Source organism: Mucilaginibacter sp. UR6-11 (assembly GCF_020880695.1).
GTDB lineage: Bacteria > Bacteroidota > Bacteroidia > Sphingobacteriales > Sphingobacteriaceae > Mucilaginibacter.
This window is the reverse complement of the sequence record NZ_JAJIWO010000009.1, coordinates 101493-120371: the sequence shown is the minus strand read 5'-3', so window position 1 is coordinate 120371 and position 18879 is coordinate 101493. Positions and strand designations below refer to the sequence as shown.

Sequence of the window (18879 nt, the reverse complement as noted above, 5' to 3'; positions counted from 1 at the left end):
ATCAAAAATACAGCGGAAAAATAGTGATACCCGTTAAGCTCCTAACCGCCCAATGGCAAACCCGATTCATTCCAACCACTAAGAAACGACCTACTACGAAACTGCAGCATTAACTCTTCTTTTTATGCAGTTTATTTTCAAAGTAGAATACCCCTTTTTTGTTCCCGATAATAATATCTTTTCTTTTATCATTATTTATATCCTGTATAACAACATGCAGGCCTACGCCCGAATCGTTATCAATTTCGTGCGCTATCCACAAGGGATCTTTGCCCCGCTTAAATTCAAACCAATACAAAACGGCAGGCTCATGTGAACCCGGATCGGTATCTGTATCATTGTGGGCAAAAAAGCGTTTACCTGTTATCAGGTCAGGGGCGCCATCTCCATTCATATCCACCAGCGCTAACCCATGCGTTTCAGAAAATGCTTTGCTGATCTCATGTAGCTTCCAGGTAACATTTCCCTGGGCGTCCCTAACCTGCTCATGCCACCAAATACCATATCTATGTGCCGATGCGCTGATCACATCGTTATAACCATCACCATTTACATCATAGGCATACATCTCAGAGCAGTCTTCCCCAAATCCCGCCGGGTGAAATATCCAATCAGGTTGCTTCCGGTTAACCGGTGCTTCCCACCAGCCGCTTTTTATAATAACATCGGCCCGGCCATCTCCATTTACATCGCCAAGGCCAAGACCGTGCGAGAATTTATCCGTTCCGGGCGCGTTTACCACACTAATTGGATAGCGTGTCCAGACAGTGTCTCCTTTTTTAACCGGCGGGCTCAGCCAAACCATTTGTTTGGCATTTACATCGGCACAAAGTATATCTATACGGCCATCACCATTAACATCAACAAAGTTTGGCGATTCATTGCCCACGCCCACATTATCCATAATTGCATGCTTTTTCCAATACCCCCCCTTATTTTTTGGATTCTCATACCATACAGCAGGAGTGCCCGGGAAACCTATTATTACCTGGTCAACCCAGCCATCCTGGTTAACATCCATAGCCTGATTTAAAAAAGATGTACTGTAATCTTTACCCGGATTATATACTTTACCCGGAGCAATTTCATGATGTTTCCAATCAGGTGCTTCAAACCAATAGGTCCCGGCTAAGATATCCAGCTTTCCATCCCGGTTAACATCCCCTACAGTTACCCCTTCAGAAATAAAATCATTGGTTAGCGTATGCTTTGTAAATGATGCGTTAACTACCTGACCATATCCTACAGTAGTGGTAAATATCAATGCTGGTATAAAGAAAATGTTAAGCCTGTTCATCGTACTGTTTTTATAAGTTGATATTAACTTTTATGGTTAAGCAAGTAGTTTATAATGGCATTAAATTCACTTTGCGAAAGTTTATTCCTGAAATTATCTGGCATTAATGTAAACCTGGATGCTGTACGTTCGGCTATGTCATTTTTTGCTACGGTAAACTCGTGTCCGGAAGCATCCGCAAATACCATTATAGCACCCTCATCCCTGCGATATAATCCTGATAACACCTTCCCATCTTTTAGTTTGATGGTATAATTTCTAAAAGCTTCAGAAATATTACGGTTAGGGTCAATTATTTTTGTAGCCAAAGCGTTGGGGCCCCATTTACTTACGCCATCCAGATTAGGGCCGATATTTCCCCCTTCAATCCCTATTTTATGACATGGGGAGCAGTTTTGAATAAACACCAGGTGCCCGTCCTCTAATGATGGGATTTTGTTTTCTTTCGCGCCGGTGTTGTACAAGCCTACCATCATGCTGATAGCCTTGTTTCGTTCTGTATTTACCGGCTCAAGATTGGCGGTTAATTCATCATATTCCTTTTTTTGTTTAGGCGATATATTAAATAACATTCTCTCGCCAACCTTTGGCTCAATTAATACTCTTGAAAAGATCTGGCCCTGTCTAACCCTGGTAAAAACAAGGTCCTTGCCTTCAGGAGAACTGGCCAACGAGGTGACTATTGCAGATTGCAGATCGGGCGGTGCATTTTTAACATCTGCCAAAACCCTGTTAACATTTGTTAAGGTCTGTTTTAAAGATGATCCTGTAGAGCCTGTCAGATCGCCCAATACATTAGCAACTTTTATTTTAAACTCTAAGCTGGAAGACGGATCCTGAAATAATTTGGCAGCCAGGTCGGCATTATGCTCCGGGTCGATCTTTAATAAAGCTCTCAATGCATTAGTCCTGGTGTCGATGCTGCTATTTGAGCCGGGCTCTAAAAACAGTTTCAGGCCGGGCCCGAGCATATGTACTTTATAGTTCCCGGCTATTTCAATTGCGAATTCCTGTTTTACCAAATCGGCGGCGTTAACTTTGCTTCCCGCCGGATATTTATTTAAAAGACTTTCTGCAAGTTGTATACCCCACTGCTGTAACGCGGCTATTTCTTTTCCGCCCCTTCTGGCAATGCCCTGCTGAATGCCTCCAAAAATTATAAATTCAGACTCTACATCCGCTTTCCTTTGTCTTGCATCGCTTATTACTTTAGCTATTTGGTCAGCGGGTATAAATTCTGCTATTTGCTCATAAGTAATTGCCCTATCGCCCGGCACAGGATACTTGCTGATGTAGCGGGCCAGAAACATTGCCGACTCTGCTGATGGCACTGCGTCCAGTACATCGGCAATGTTTGCAGCATCCTGTTGCCTCCAGTCCTTTGCAAGCACCTGCTTCATCAGGTCATCATGTAATAAAAGATTCTTAAGACAAAGCCTGGCCGAATAGATCATATGGGTATCATAGACCGGCATCTGGGGCCTTACGGCCAGTATGGCCTCGATTGAAGTCAGGGTCGGGTAGTTTACCAGGTCCTCTGTTGCTGCCCGCGATACATGAGAATCTTTATCATTAACAGCGTTTAATATAAGCCGATAATTTTGCTCGCTCGGTTTTTGCTCTAAAAGCACACGCATTGTATGCAATCTTATCAATGGGTTTGGGTTGGTGGCCGACTGCTTTATTAGTTTATCAGTCAGCGCATTTAGCCGCTGTAACACCCATAACGCATGGATATATTTTATAGCGCTTGTTGATTTTTTGCCAAGCACGGCCTTTAGGGGTGCGACTGCTTTCATTCCTATACGATCTGAAAGCTGATCTGTTACTGCCATTCTTACGGCAATATTCTGCATATCCAGCGCGGATAGTAACTCGTCAATGGTTGCAGCGGTCCAATCCTTATTGGGATTATGCTGCCCTTTATAGGTGATGCGCCAGATTCTGCCACGGGTTTTATCACGATGCGGATCATCAAGCGGAACTTCATAATGCCCAATAATGCTGTTATAAAAATCAGCAATATATAAAGCACCGTCCGGTCCCAGTTTTACGTCTACCGGACGAAACCACGGATCTTTGCTTTTCACGAAATCGGCCTCTCTTTTTCCGACAGGGGTAGAACCTTTATTAATATATGAATTTCGGTACACCCTACTGGTTACAACGTCTCCCATATAAAAATCATTTCGATATTGCTCAGGAAACTGCACGTCGTCATAATAAGCCAATCCGGCGAGGGCGGTAGCTTCGTTTTCCAGACGTTTCATATCGGGCGCGAAACCCATTCTTGTGGTCTTGCCAAAGCTGGGATAATCACCGCCCATTATAAGCTGGTACAAAGGGGACGTATGACAATCTGTCGAATACAGATACCCTCTTTCATCATAAGCCAACCCGAAGGGGTTAACCCTGCCGTAAGTAGCCTGTTCAACCCGGCTGCCATCTGCACGAAAACGAAAGGTGTTTCCCGATGTCATCGTAATGGAGTGCCCGTCACTACCTGCTACTGTAGATTTGTTGGTAAATCCATGATCAGCATATATCCAGCCATCATATCCGCGCACAAAGTTATTAACCATGCCATGTGTATCGGTATGACCAAATCCGGTTAATAACTTTTTTTCACTATCTGCTATTCCGTCGCCGTTTGAATCGGTAAATCTGGTAACTGAAGGGATACTATATGCAATAGCGCCATCATTTAAGGGCAATATCCCGATGGGAATATTCAGGGTATCGTTAAAATGAGTAAAACGGTCTGCTTTGCCATCATGGTCTGTATCTTCTAATATAGTTAAACGGTCTTTACCCTTATTTGGCGATTTAGCCGGAAACGGATATTCAAATGATTGCGTAACCCACATTCTACCTTTGGCATCAAATGCGATGTTAATGGGTTTACCTATATCCGGTTCAGCTGCATACAACTGGATCTCAAAGCCGGGAGGAAGTTTAAATCCCAGCCGCTCTTCCTCGGGGGTACGAGATTTTGTAGACCGGATGTTATCATTAAATAAGGGGCCGCTGTACTGGCTATCGTCATCCATGCTGTCATCTTCCCCTTTTGTGTTTAAGATAGCATCAGCGGGCTTATTTTGCTGCTGCATTTTATGGATTTTACATCCTATTATGATTATTAAACACAGTCCTAAAAATACAGATAAACTTAAAATTTTATTATTCATCCTTTGCTTATGTTGGTATAGTTGTCTAAAAGATCTGTTATTAATCAATTACACCCACCTGATCGTTTGGCGGTGAATGGTATTTTACAAAACACGCTTTAAAAAATCCAGTCCCTTTATAGCAATATCTTCCTGTGAAGGCTCAATCTTACGCCATATTGATGCCGCTTTGGCAATTATTTTAACATCGGTTGTAAATGATTCTATTACAACTTGCTTATCATAACCTATTTGATTAAGCGCCGCGCTGATTTTGCTCCAATCGGTATGGTCACCGCCCGGCGTACCGCGGTCTGAACCACATGCATGAAAATGGCCCAGCTTATCACCGGCACTTATAATCGCCTTAGAAAGATCTTTTTCTTCTATATTCATATGAAAGGAATCCAGATGAAGCATCAGGGCATCACTATTAACAGCGGCAATCATTTCCAGGGCCCGCTCGGCAGTATTTATAAAATCTGTTTCATACCTGTTTAAAGGTTCAATAGCAAGTTTTACCCCGGTTTGTTCAGCGTACATCGTCAGCTTTTTTAAATTATTGACTACTGTATCCCATTGCGTCTGATAATCTTCTTCGCTTACTGGTTCTGCCCGGCCAACAGAAGAATATAACGGACCAACAAGTATAGGGCAACCCAACACCGGCATTATATCAATAACCTCGCAAATATATTGGGCGGCTGTATTTTGTTCCTCGGGCGTACCTCTAAGGTCACGGCCAGGCCCCATTGCCGCGCAAATAGAACCACACGTCAATCCATTTTCATCAAGGGCTTTTTTGACAAGTTTTGGGTCGATATGTGAAGCGTCCTCCAACGCTATTTCTACCGAATCAAACCCCCATTTTTTAAACGTGGGAAATAGGGAGATACTATCGCTTTTAAATGGCGATGTAAATAAAAAGGTATTAATACCAAATTTCATTTTGTATTAATTGGGGGATGGCTCCTATTAAATTGGTTAAATCAAAGTTATTATTAAAACAATAAATACCTAATTTATTATTAAATCATTTTTCTGCGTTAACAATTTCAACCAACCGGAGTATTGCGTTTTTCACAATTTCAACTCTATCTGCCGGGATATACAGGCTAAATACTTCTGACGGACTATTGTTTACCGTTAATTTTCCATTGAAGTAAATGTATAATTCTGATCGGTTGTCGTTATATCCAAATGCTTTTAAAGTATCCCATTTAATTTTATCTATAACAGTTGTTGTCTGTTTAACATCGAAAGTTCTTTTTACCTGTATATAGCTTTCAGCATGCAGTTTCTGCGATAATATTAACGGATTGCTCTTGCTTAGCGGCAATGGTTCATATAAGGTTGTTTCTTCCCTGAGCTTTAATATGCTATTAACAAAATCAATGGTTTCAGACTTCGTGCGTTGGTACTGCGCACCCGCCTGATTCCCCGTTATTAAAAGCAGGGAGCAATAATAAATAGCTTTTCATGCTTTGGTTTAATGCTGATCAGTTGTAAATCTAAAAAAATCATCATATCATCAGGCTTTTACGTTGGCCTCTTGTTCAATTTTTACCCGGCTTCATGGGGTTGCCTGCTTAACTGCGGACGAGGCGGAAACATTATCAACCTCTATCTGTATATAGATAAAATATTAAATGATGTCTACTAAAGTAAACTATACCAAGCTACTGCAACAGGTAAAGAAATTTGTTTTATCTTACTATAAAGCTCATTCTGACCCTAAGTTCACCTATCATAATATTGATCACACCAATGATGTAGTATCGGCAGCCAAGAAAATAGCAGATCATTACCAATTAAATGATGCTGATTATTTTGCTGTTTTGGTTGCTGCCTGGTTTCATGATATCGCCTATTCTGCCGGCGCGGAAAACCATGAAGAAAAAGGTGCCGTGATTGCAGCAGACTTTCTTAAAGGTTTTGACCTTGATAACGAATTAGTACAACATATAACGGATTGTATACTGTCTACTAAGCTTCCGCAAAACCCAAAGGATATTTTACAAAGCATCGTTTGCGACGCTGATCTGTTTCATTTGGGGACGAATGATTTTCAACGAAAAACAAAGTTATTGCGTAAAGAATTTAACACCCTTTATGGTACTGACATAAGCAAAGAAGATTGGCGAAAAAAAACCATGCAACTGATGGAGGAGCATGATTATCATACGGATTACTGCCGCCTGTTGCTAAATGAGACCAAACAAAACAACCTGCATGAACTTGAGCGCAAGCTAAAAGCAAAAGATGATAAACCTGATGAAGAAGAAAGCATACCTTTTGCCAGCACCGAAGATGATATGCGTATTTTTAAGAATGATAAAAATAAACAAGAGTTAAGCAAGGGCGTCGAAACTATGTTCAGGCTTACCTCAAGCAATCACCAGCGGTTAAGTAATATGGCCGATAGTAAGGCGCATATCATGATATCTGTTAACGCAATTATCATATCACTACTGTTGAGTTTGCTGTTACGAAACATGACCGCTCATCATAACCAGGTCATTCCGGCTATTATGTTGCTTACCGTTAACCTGGTTACTATAGTTTTTTCTATACTGGCCACCCGGCCCAATATATCACAGGGTACCTTTACCCAAAAGGATATAGATGACAGGAACGTGAACCTTTTATTTTTCGGCAATTTCTACAAAATGGGTTTTGACGACTATCGTCATGGAATGATAACCCTTATAAATGACAACGAATTTTTGTACGGAAGTTTAATAAAAGATGTCTACGCGCAGGGCATAGTGCTCGGCCGCAAATACAGATTATTAAGAGCGTCATACAACGTTTTTATGTTTGGGTTGGTAATTTCGGTAATTGCTTTCGTGATCTCTTCATTAATTAGATAATGAAGCCCGAGAATTTAGCCGATGATTATTTTTTTGACCGCGACCTGAGCTGGCTGTCATTTAATGACCGCGTACTTGACGAGGCTGCCAAATCAAGTGTTCCTTTACATGAGCGACTTAAGTTTTTAGCTATATTTTCATCAAACCTGGATGAATTTTATCGGGTAAGATTCCCTGTTTTACTGGCCGCAAAACAAATCATCCAAAAAAAGGATAATAAAGCCTTTTTGCATTTGCCGGATGCCGAACATGCAACCGATATTATATCGTCTCAACAGGAAAAATTTGGCAAGTTATTGGTTAACGAGCTATTGCCTGCGTTGCACCAACATAACATACAGTTAGTTTACAATCAACCCATTCCGGATCCGGTAAAAACTATAGCTACCGAATACTTTTACAGCCAGGTACTGTCGTTTTTACAGCCTGCATATCTCTCAAAAAAGAAATTCTATGCCACCAATAACAGCCTTTATTTCCTGGTTGTTTTACGTGATGGTGCCGATAAAGAAAAACTGGTGGCATTAAATATTCCGTCAGACCAGTTACCACGTTTTTTCAGCATTGATGCGGGGGAAAAACAGGTAATACTTTTCCTGGAGGATATTATTCGCGATAACCTTCATGTTTTATTTAAAAATGAGGAAATAACAGGTTGTTACACCTTCAAAATAACGCGGGATGCGGAGATCGAACTTAAAGACGAATTTCCCCGCGATATCGCCCGCCAGTTTGAAAAGCAATTAAAGAAACGAGACTTTGGATTTGCAACCCGCTTTTTATACCAGCCGGGCCTCCCGCTACGTATTTTAGAAATGCTTACGGACAGATTTCAATTAGAAAATACAACAATGGTTGAAGGTGGCGTTTACCATAACTTGAAAGATTTGTTTGCGCTGCCGCTAAACAATAGCGGGCTGGGTTTTGAGCCTTGGCCGGCAATTACTTATACCAAAATAACCGCACCTGATATATTTGACCATATAGCAGCAAAAGACATTTTGTTTCATCCACCATATCAATCATACAATACCATACTCAGGTTTTTTAATGAAGCGGCGGCCGATCCCTCAGTAAAAGAAATATTTGTAACTCTTTACAGGGTAGCCGCAAACTCGGGAATTGTAAATGCTTTGATAAGCGCAGCCAAAACGGGCAAAAACGTTGTGGTAATGATTGAGCTAAAAGCACGGTTTGACGAAGCAAATAACTTAAAATGGGCAAAAAAATTAAAAGCCGCCGGGGCCACAATTGTTTATAGCGTTACCGCATTAAAGGTACACGCAAAGCTGGCTTTAGTTAAGCGGGAGGAAGATGGACGGCTAAAGTATTATGGGTTGTTAGGCACCGGTAATTTTAATGAAGAAACCGCAAAACTGTATACAGACCATATCCTGATGACGGCCAACCCGGAGCTGCTGGCGGAGGTAGAGTTGCTGTTTTTATTCCTGACAAAAAGGGTACAACCCGAAAAGCATGATCCTATTAATTTCACCTGTTTACTGGTGGCTAAATTTAATTTACAGGAACGGTTTATTGCTTTAATTGATAATGAAATACGCAACGCAAACCAGGGATTGCCCAGCGGCATTACCATCAAGTTAAACAATCTCGAAGAGCGTAAGCTCATTTCCAAACTTTATGAGGCGTCGGCGGCAGGTGTACCGGTTAAATTAATTGTAAGGGGGGTGTGTTGCCTTATTCCCGGTATAAAAGGGATAAGCGAAAACATAATAGTTAAACGGATTGTTGACCGGTATCTTGAGCATGCACGCGTATTTATTTTTAACAACAACAACGAGCCGGTAGTTTATGCCGGATCAGCAGATTGGATGAACCGTAATATATACCGGCGCATTGAGGTTTGTTTCCCCATATTGGATACTGCTATAAAAAAAGAGCTTATTGATATTATTAACCTGCAACTACAGGATAACGTACAGGCTGTGATTATAAACAGCGACCTGGAAAATTTAGAAATTAAAGAGGCAGAGAAAGGTCTGTCGGCACAGCGGGCCATCTATGAAATGTTAAAAAAACAAATAACTCTTTCAGCCATGAAAACATTAATAACATGCGGAATAGCAACTGTAATTGGTGCTTCCACTTTACTGTCATGCATACAGCCAACCACTTATGAAAGCCCATTGGGTTATGATTTGACAAAGCCGGTTAAATACAACATGCCGGCCGAACTCAACGAAATATCGGGCATAGCTTTTGATAAAGGCAAAACAGACCGTATTTATGCTGAAGCCGATGGAATAGGCAAAGTTTTTTATTTTAAGCTGGGCGATAAGGCCGTAAAAAACACAGAGTTTAAAGAAAACGGCGATTTTGAAGATATTGCCATAAGCAATAACCAGGTTGTTATGCTGCAAAGCAAAGGGGTATTGTTTACCATACCGCTGTCAGAAATTGGTAAGCCGCAAACCACTAACATCCATAAAAATAAAGACATTTTACCCGAGGGTGAATATGAAGGCATGTACGCTACAGATGCCGGCCAGGTATACGTATTGTGTAAACATTGCACTATAGATAAAACAAGTAAAAAAAGCAGTGGTTTTATATTCCAGTTGGCTGCTGATGGATCGGTAAAACAAACCGGCGACTTTACAGTAAATGTAAAACACATTGAAGAGTTGCTTGGTGTTGATAAGATAAGTTTTCACCCTTCGGCGATTACGCGCAGCCCGCTAAACAATGACTGGTATATCCTGTCTTCAGTAAACAAAATTTTGGTAGTGGCAGATGCTAAATGGAAAATAAGGCAGGTATACAAACTAGATCAAAACGTGTTTACCCAACCGGAGGGAATAACTTTTGACGATCAAAACAACCTGTATATATCAAACGAAGGACACGCCCCTCAACCGGGTAACATTTTAAAGTTCGCATATAAAAAATAATAACTGTTAATGAAGAAGTTTTTTTTAGTATTCCTGCTATTTGCCTCACTTACAACTCATGCTCAGGATTCTGTACGCTACCGTATCATTTTAATTGGTGACGCAGGCGAATTGGATAAACAGCAAAACGGTGTGCTGCAAAACGCGGTAAGCAATATTTTAAAGGGGAAAACTTCTGTACTGTACCTGGGCGATAACATTTATCCGACAGGCATGGGTCTACCCGGCAGCACAGAAGAAGAAGGGACAAAAAAAATCTTACAGCAACAATACCAGCCTATGAGAGCGGCAGGCGCGCCGGTATATTTTATCCCGGGTAATCATGACTGGGATCGAATGGGCCCTAAAGGCCTGGCAAAAATAAAGAGGGAAGGCGAATATCTGGCCGAGCAAAAAGACTCATTATTAAAACTGGTACCCGCCCGGGGCTGCCCCGACCCTACAGAAATACCCATAAATGACGACATGGTTGTTATAGCTTTCGATTCGGAGTGGTGGTTATATATTTACAATAAAGATAACCCCGATGCTGATTGTAATTGTAAAACCAATGATGAGGTGATAGACCGGTTTAGAGAGCTCTTATATAAAAACAGAAACAAGATCATCATCCTGGCGGATCATCACCCGTTTGAAACTTACGGCCACCATGGAGGCAGTTATATATGGCAGGATTATTTATTCCCGTTAACATCGGTTAAGAGCAGTTTATACATCCCCTTGCCCGGAATCGGAGCTCTATACCCGCTATTACGTGGCACTTTTGATAACCCAGAAGACAATGGCCACCCGCTGTATAAAACCATGATCAAGGAAATTAACAGGGTCTTTAATATCGACTCAAATGTCGTTAGGGTTTCGGGGCATGAACATGGCCTGCAGTTTATAAACGACGGAGGTGTAATGCAGGTAGTAAGCGGTGCCGGTGCAAAGCAGGCCGTTGTTAAAAAAGGCAAGCACTCCCTGTTCGCTTTAAAAGAGGCAGGGTATGTAACTATCGATCTGATGATTGATAAAAGTATGAAATTCACTTATTATGCTAACACCGCAAAGGACAGCTTATTTAAAAAAGTATTTACTTATACCCGGCCATTTATTAAAGTACATATCCCGGTCGAAAAAATAGACCAGGTAATCAAGGATGATAGTATCACCGTAGCCGCCCATCCATCCTTTGATAAGGCAGGCAAGCTGCACCGGATAATTTACGGTGAAAATTATCGCAGAGAGTGGTCGGTAAAAGCAACTTTACCTATCATAAAAATTGATCAGTATCAGGGCGGTTTAAAACCGGTAGGTTACGGTGGCACCCACCAAACAAAATCGCTGTTGTTAAAAAATGCAGCCGGTAAAAGCTACATTATGAGCAGTATTGAAAAATACCCATTAATACTGCTGCCTCAGGCGCTAAGACAAACTTTTGCAAAAACCTGGCTAAATGACGCTATGTCTGCTCAATATCCCTATGGGGCCGTAATAGCATCAGAGTTGGCTGCGGCCGTTAAAGTAAGTCATACCAGCCCAACTATTGGCTGGGTAGCGCCTGATACGCATCTTGGTTTTTACGAAAAAGAATTTGCCGGTAAAATATGCCTTATAGACGAACGTGAACCCGGCAGCGATACCTCTATTAATACCGGCAATATGATAAAATTACTAAATGCAAATTATAACAACCGGATAGATAGCATTGAGTTTTTTAAGGCCCGCTTATTGGATTGGTTCCTGGGCGATTGGGACGAGCATGAGGATCAATGGCGCTGGCAAGCCAAAATAAGGAACGGGATAAGATATTTTACCGCAGTACCGCACGATCGTTCTGAAGTATTTTTTACCAACCAGGGTTTAATACCAAATATCGCTTCACGGCAGTGGGTGGCACGCTACTTAAAAGGATATAATGCCGGTTATAAATCTATTAATGACTTTTTTTTAAATGATCATACGCTTAATACCCGGTTTATGACCCAGATAAGCCATGAACAGTGGATGCAGGTCACACGCAGCTTTCAGGCTGCGTTAACAGACCAGGTATTGGAAGCCGCTTTGCGTAAACTGCCGCTGGCAATTTATCGTATACGCCATAAAGAGTTATTGTCCGCCATGAAAAAAAGGCGCAACAGTTTAGTTGATGCAGCCGAGACTTATTACCGCTTTTTTAACCGCCGGGTTGATATTAAGGCTACCGACCTTAACGAGAACTTCAGTATCAGGGACACGCTTAACGGTAGTTTAATTATTCAAACCACGGTGTCTGCTTCCAGGAGCGGTAAAAATATCTTATTTTCCCGGATATTTGACCCCCGCGTCACTAAGGAGGTCCGCCTCTATATATCTAAAGGTGATGACAATGTCTTTATCGATAAAAAAATATCGCCTATTAAAGTCCGGATAATTGGTGGCAACGGGCACAAGCAGTATAATATTGTAAATGCAAGTTCTACGGTAAACGTTTACGAGAAGGTTAATACCGCTACTTTTGCAGGTGCTGCGCAAGGGAGGGTTGATAAACATATATCCAACGATACCTCAAACGTGGCTTATATACCTACCAATTTATATCATACCATACTACCCTTACTAAAGATGGGTTATAACGTTGATGAAGGCGTTTATGCCGATGCGGGGTTTAAATACATTCACCAGGGTTTCCGTAAAGATCCAGGCAGCTCCCAACAAATTATATTGGGCAGAGCGTTTGGTACCCGCTCAACCCGCTTTAGCTATACCGGGGATTGGGTAAACGCTATTGATAAGGCTGATGCCGAAATTGCGGTTAAAGCGTATTTCCCCAATGTTATCAATTTCTTTGGACTGGGCAATCAAACCCCTTTTAATAAAACCGGCGAATACCAGGACTATTACCGGGCCCGTTTTGGCTTTTATACCGCCGATGCAACTTTGCGTTTTCAAAACCTGGCCGGTACCACCAGTTTAAGAATCGGCCCGTCAATTCAATACTATCATTCTATTGTGAACAATGACCCGCATCTTACCGGCAACACAAATCTTATTCATTCTTACGATAGCACTACCATCAACAAAAACAAGATGCATATGGGGCTTGTGGTCACCTATATCAATGATAAGCGAAATAACAAAGTGCTTACAGATTGGGGCGTTTATGTAAATGTCCGGCTGCAGGCCTATGCCGGTTTAGGCAACTCGGCCCGTACTTTTTTCCAGGCCATTCCCGAGGCAATTTTATATAAAAGCGTTGACACCAAATCAAATTTTGTAATATCAGAACGCCTGGGGGGCGGTATCACCTTCGGGCAAACCGCTTTCTATCAATCTATGTTTTTAGGCGGCGAAGGCAATCTGATGGGCTTCAGGCAAAACCGATTTGCAGGACAGCAAATGATGTATAACAACCTGGAAGCCAGAATAAAGTTAAGCGACTTCTTTCCTTACATCACACCGGGTCAATTTGGCTTTACAACGGCATATGATATTGGCCGCGTATGGGTAAAGGGCGAAAGTTCAAATGAGTGGCACCACGGTTTTGGCGGCGGCATGTATTTTTCACCGTCGGATATGGCGTTATTTCAGGTTAAGGGCGGTTATTCTAAAGAAGGCTTTTATCCATATATTAACTTTAGTTTAACCTTTTAACTATGCGCAACAAGGTAATTAATATAAGGGGGCAAGTACAAATAAAGAACTTTGTTGAAGAGCATTTTTCTTTTAAACCTTTTATTAAATACCTGAAGAGCCGCGCCGAGCAGGAGAAAACCATTAAAGCTCAATTCTTTCAGTTGGTGTTAAATAAGTTTAAAATATACCCCGAACTTCAAACCGGCATTATTGATCCGCAAAAGGCAGAGAGCTATACTGAAATATTAGAACTTATATATACCATACTCTCGCCAACTATTGAAGACGAGAAAACACTTTTTTGGGCATTAGCCACTCCAACTCGGTCAAAAGTCATTTTTAGTACCGATGCTTTTTCTGACCTGATTAAAGCGCAAGCCAAAAGAAAAAAATCCGAACGTATGACGGATAAGGACTTTAAGCAATTACAGCTGGACTTCGCTTACCGGCTTATACTGCAACGGTTATATAATTTCCCCGCCGGGCTAAATAATGATTCGGTATATGCCCTGCCTGATGCTAAAACAAAGCTGATTAAATACTATAGCGTACATGCTGATACCCGGTTTATTGATGTAATACCTAATAAACCATTGCCAGACATAAGTCCCGAGATCATTGAGCCTTATATATATGAAGGTGCTGACACGGCTTTGCTTAAAAATATAATTCCGCTGGACATGTTCACCATGGAAGGGTTCTCTATAATCACTATGGAAGATGTGACCGCAGAGCATTCCATAGAAACCATACGCCTGGCACTGATAAATGCCGACCACAATGACCTGTATAAAGATGTTATAAACGCGTTACAAACCCTGGCAGGAAACGCTGCTATTAATTTTGGCCTGTTGCCTTTTTTAAGAATAAATGGCCGGTTGATATTTGACACCGTAGAATGCGGCAATAGCCTGCTGGTAAAAAACTTTAAGGGTCATGACGATATCAGTGATGATTTCAACACATTTATAAGCGCCTATGTCGAAAAACCTGAGGCTATATATTTTAACACCCTCTCTGCCAAAAAAATTGCGCAATATCCTTTCTTAAAAACACTTAAAAATGCCGGTATAACGTCCTATGCTATATTACCTGTTTTTTATAACAAACACCTTGCAGGTATACTGGAAATATACTCAGCGCAAAAAGTAGTGTTTTATGAAAAGCTGTTATCGCAGATACAGCGGGCCGTCCCATTAATATCCCAACTATTACACAATACAGCCGAGCAATTAAATGAGCGGCTTGAGGAAGTGATAAAAACTAAATTCACCACCTTGCAGCCATCGGTGCAGTGGAAGTTTAATGAAGCGGCCTGGCAGTATCTTTTAGAAGAACAGGAAAAAGAAAAGCCAGACATGAAGGTGGTATCTTTTCACGACGTATATCCACTGTACGGCGCTATCGACATCAGGGACTCTACCATCTATCATAACCAGGCATTAAAGCAAGACACTGAAACGCTTCTGAACATTTTAAACTCACTGATACTTGATGTTAAAGGTCAGGTTTCAAATAAAAGGCTGGGCATTACCCTGTCTAATAAATCCATCGCCTGGACAAAAAAAATAAAAATATTTGAAAAAGCTAATGACGAAACCATGCTCAATGATTTTTTGCGGCATACCGTTTCCCCTTATTTAGTGACGTTAAAAAATAAATATCCTGCCGTAGAAAAATTGGTTAGTGTATATGAGAAAGCAGTTGATGAGAATGGCGAAATCTATAAACAACGGCGTGACCTTGAGTTATCTGTTAAGTTGATTAACCGTACGCTAAGTAATTATTTCGACCAGGCACACGGCAAGATTCAAAAGATCTATCCTTGTTATTTTGAAAAATTCCGGTCGGATGGTATAGAATATGATATTTACACCGGGCAGGATATTGCACCGGCCGTTCCATTCAACGCCAAACATCTCAGAGATTTCAGGCAATGGCAGTTAAAGGGGATGATTGACGTTGCCAGCCTCACTTATTCCCTGCAAAAAAAGATGCCGGTAGTATTGCAGACTGCATCGTTGATATTTGTCCATTCGAGCCGCATAGATATTTGTTTTAGAAATGACGAGCGACGGTTTGATGTTGAAGGTTATTATAATATCAGGTACGAAGTAATAAAAAAGCGCATTGATAAAGTACGCATAAAGGACACCAAGGAACGGCTCACCCAACCCGATAAAATTGCACTGGTGTATTTTAATGATGCCGAAGCCGAAGAATATATAACGCTCATTAAGCAATTTCAAAAAGATAAGGTCCTAAAAAAAGACATGCAATTTATTGAGCTTGAAAACCTGCAGGGCGTTACCGGTTTAAAGGCATTAAGGGTTAGTATTAATTACAAATAGCCGATCTGCTAACAAATTTTACTTTTGGGTGTTATGCTTGAGCATTTAACATAACCCTATGTATAATAACCATACTTGTAAAAAACACCTGTTCTTTTTAATTTTGGGTTGTCTATCAACAACCGCCACATTAGCCCAAAATGGCACCGACAGCATAAAAGTAGCTCCTCACGCAAAATACAACCACGTTACACCACAACGCAGGCTATTTTTTGGTGAAAATTATCGCAAGTTATGGGCGTTGCCGGTTAATATTAAAATACTGCATTTGTCGACTGAAAAAGGTGGCCTAACCGTAACCGGGCTAGGCGGCGGCAATCAAACACGTTCCTTGCATTTGCAGGACGCCGCGGGCAATAAATATGCATTGCGGTCAGTACAAAAGTACCCAGAGCGTGCTTTGCCAAAAGACGAAAGGCAGACCGTTAAAAAAGATATTTTACAAGACGAGGTCTCTACTTCAAATCCATACGCGGCATTAATTGTTCCGCCACTGGCTGATGCGCTTGACATTCCGCATAGCAACCCGCAAATAGTATATGTAGGTGATGACGAGGCGCTAGGTGAATATAGGAAGGATTTTGCGAACCAGGTTTACCTGTTTGAAGAAACCGAACCTGTTGATAAAAAAGTTATAAAAACAGAAAAAGTACAGGATAAACTGCAGGAAGATAACGATAATAAGGCCGACCAAAAATTACTGTTGCGTGCGCGGCTCCTGGATATGATAATAGGCGATTGGGACCGTCACGGCGACCAGTGGCGCTGGCAAAAAGAAGACCTGGAGAAAGGCAATTTATACAAACCGGTACCGCAAGACCGGGACAAAGTATTTTACTCCACCTCGGGCATTTTTCCCTGGCTTGCTTCAAGTAAAAACCCACAGTTGCAACCTTATCATGATAAAATAAAAAGTGTTGGCAAGTGGAATTATAACAACCGTTTTTTTGACCTGTATTTCCTTAACCAGTTAAGTCAGTCCGACTGGCTGGAGCAGATCGCTTACGTGCAAAATAAGCTGACAGATCAGTTACTTGCCGGCGCCGTAAAATTAATGCCTGCAGGCATCTATGCTATCACCGGTAAAAAAACCACCGGCACTTTAATAGCCAGACGCAATAATATCAAAGAGAGTGCGCTGGATTATTATCGCTTTTTGAGCAGGAATATTGATATTCCGGCATCAGATAAACGCGATGAATTTGTTGTTGAAAAACAACCAAATGGGTTTGTTAACGTCGCTATCTATAAAATCAAAAAAGACGGGACACAGGCGGACGCTTTTTATCAACGCACGTTTGACCCTGAGGTTACAAAGGAAATAAGACTTTATGGCTTGGGCGGAAAAGATATGTTTAATGTAAGTGGTACTGCGACATCGCCAATAAAAGTAAGATTAATTGGCGGTGATGATGAAGACAGCTTTACCGTAAACAGCGCTATTTCCAACAGGAATAAACTATTTATCTATGATCGGTCGGATGAGCCAAACACGCTGCCCGCTGCTAAATATGCCCGGATAGAAACATCTAAAGATACTGACGTAAATAAATTCGATAAAGAAAATTTCAAGTATGACCGCTCATCGCCAAAGTTTGGGCTGGGTTATAATACGGAGGATGGCGTCAGATTGCAAGTTGGCTATGTTATTGAAAAACATGGCTTTCGTGATGATCCCTATGTTTATAAACAGGATTTCTCCGCCGGCTATACTTTGTCCAAAGGTTCTTTCATATTTACTTACCTGGGCGATTTTAAAAATGTTATCGGCAAAAACGGGCTATTGGTAAATATCATTTCACGCGGCCCACATAATGTAAATAGCTTTTTTGGCTATGGTAACAATACCGTTTTCCCTAATGAGGGTACCAATGTATTTAACCACTACCGTAACAGATACGACTATACTATAGCCGACGTAAGGCTTTATCAGCAATTGGAAAACTGGCGCATCAGTGAAGGCCTGGTGGGCGAATATTATTCAAGCAAGGCCGCTAATAATACCAATCTGTTTTTTAACGAGTATAACCTTGCACATCCTGCTGAGAATTTATTTGCGACAAAAATCTACGGGGGCGTTGTTATCGGCGCCGAGTACGATACGCGTAACAGCGCAACCTATCCTACTAAAGGTGTTTTCTTCAGCACCAGGTTTATTGGCTTGTCAGGCCTTAATTTATCAGGCCATACTAACGGGCAGCTATTTTCAACCTTTAGCTTTTATTTAAATCCGGGGCAGGACTCTACTTTTGTAATTGCCGATAAAATTGGTGGCGGGGTATTTACCGGCAATGGCGAGTTTTTTCAGATGATGAACCTGGGCGGCCCGTTTAGTTTACAGGGGTTTCATACCAGCAGGTTTATTGGTAAACAGATGGTGTTTAACGACCTTGAACTGCGGTTAAAGCTATTTAAATTCAACACTTATTTCTTCCCCGGTACGCTGGGTTTAATAGCCTTCAACGATGCGGGACGGGTTTGGCTGCCGGGCGAGACGTCTACCACCATACATGACACTTATGGCGGCGGCTTATTTATTACGCCTTACAGCAAATTCATCCTGTCGGCAGTTTTGGGCCATGCGCCGGCGCCCGACGGAACGTTGCTTTATTTAGCGGCCGGATTTAGGTTTTAACAGATCGATATAACTGGGTTGAAAAGCAAAGGCCTCAAATTTCCAAC

General features: G+C 41.5%; 9 protein-coding genes. 5 read left to right on the top strand and 4 right to left on the bottom strand.

All coding sequences use genetic code 11. The annotated features are described in order from the left end of the window. Positions 1–109: 109 nt before the first annotated feature. The 4 genes from LJ658_RS18025 to LJ658_RS18010 all read right to left on the bottom strand — a co-directional run bounded on the left by LJ658_RS18025 (position 110) and on the right by LJ658_RS18010 (position 5803). Positions 110–1297, bottom strand: a complete 1188-nt coding sequence (locus LJ658_RS18025) for a VCBS repeat-containing protein (protein WP_230547943.1) — start codon at positions 1295–1297, stop codon at positions 110–112. Positions 1298–1320: 23 nt separating this feature from the next. Continuing rightward, on the bottom strand, positions 1321–4407 hold the full coding sequence (locus LJ658_RS18020; RefSeq protein WP_230547942.1) for a PVC-type heme-binding CxxCH protein: 3087 nt from the start codon (positions 4405–4407) through the stop codon (positions 1321–1323). A gap of 162 nt (positions 4408–4569) precedes the next feature. Further along, positions 4570–5412: a sugar phosphate isomerase/epimerase gene (locus LJ658_RS18015; RefSeq protein WP_230547941.1), complete on the bottom strand. Its 843-nt coding sequence runs from the start codon at positions 5410–5412 to the stop codon at positions 4570–4572. Positions 5413–5497: 85 nt separating this feature from the next. Then, positions 5498–5803 carry a hypothetical protein gene (locus tag LJ658_RS18010; protein ID WP_230547940.1) on the bottom strand — a complete coding sequence of 102 codons (306 nt, stop codon included), beginning with the start codon at positions 5801–5803 and terminating at the stop codon, positions 5498–5500. 310 nt (positions 5804–6113) lie between these two features. On the opposite strand from LJ658_RS18010, the gene LJ658_RS18005 reads away from it, so the two are divergent. The 5 genes from LJ658_RS18005 to LJ658_RS17985 are packed head-to-tail and all read left to right on the top strand — an operon-like array spanning position 6114 to position 18832. Next, positions 6114–7337: a Pycsar system effector family protein gene (locus LJ658_RS18005; protein WP_230547939.1), complete on the top strand. Its 1224-nt coding sequence runs from the start codon at positions 6114–6116 to the stop codon at positions 7335–7337. Beyond that, entirely contained in the window at positions 7337–10249 is a 2913-nt protein-coding gene (gene ppk1 / locus LJ658_RS18000; RefSeq protein WP_230547938.1) for a polyphosphate kinase 1, read from the top strand. The genes LJ658_RS18005 and ppk1 overlap by 1 nt, the downstream gene beginning before the upstream one ends. Positions 10250–10258: 9 nt before the next feature. After that, positions 10259–13864, top strand: a complete 3606-nt coding sequence (locus LJ658_RS17995) for a BamA/TamA family outer membrane protein (RefSeq protein WP_230547937.1) — start codon at positions 10259–10261, stop codon at positions 13862–13864. 2 nt (positions 13865–13866) lie between these two features. Then, positions 13867–16197, top strand: a complete 2331-nt coding sequence (locus LJ658_RS17990; RefSeq protein ID WP_230547936.1) for a hypothetical protein — start codon at positions 13867–13869, stop codon at positions 16195–16197. Positions 16198–16255: 58 nt separating this feature from the next. Further along, positions 16256–18832, top strand: coding sequence for a hypothetical protein (locus LJ658_RS17985; RefSeq protein ID WP_230547935.1), 2577 nt, complete (start codon positions 16256–16258; stop codon positions 18830–18832). The last annotated feature ends 47 nt before the right edge of the window (positions 18833–18879 follow it).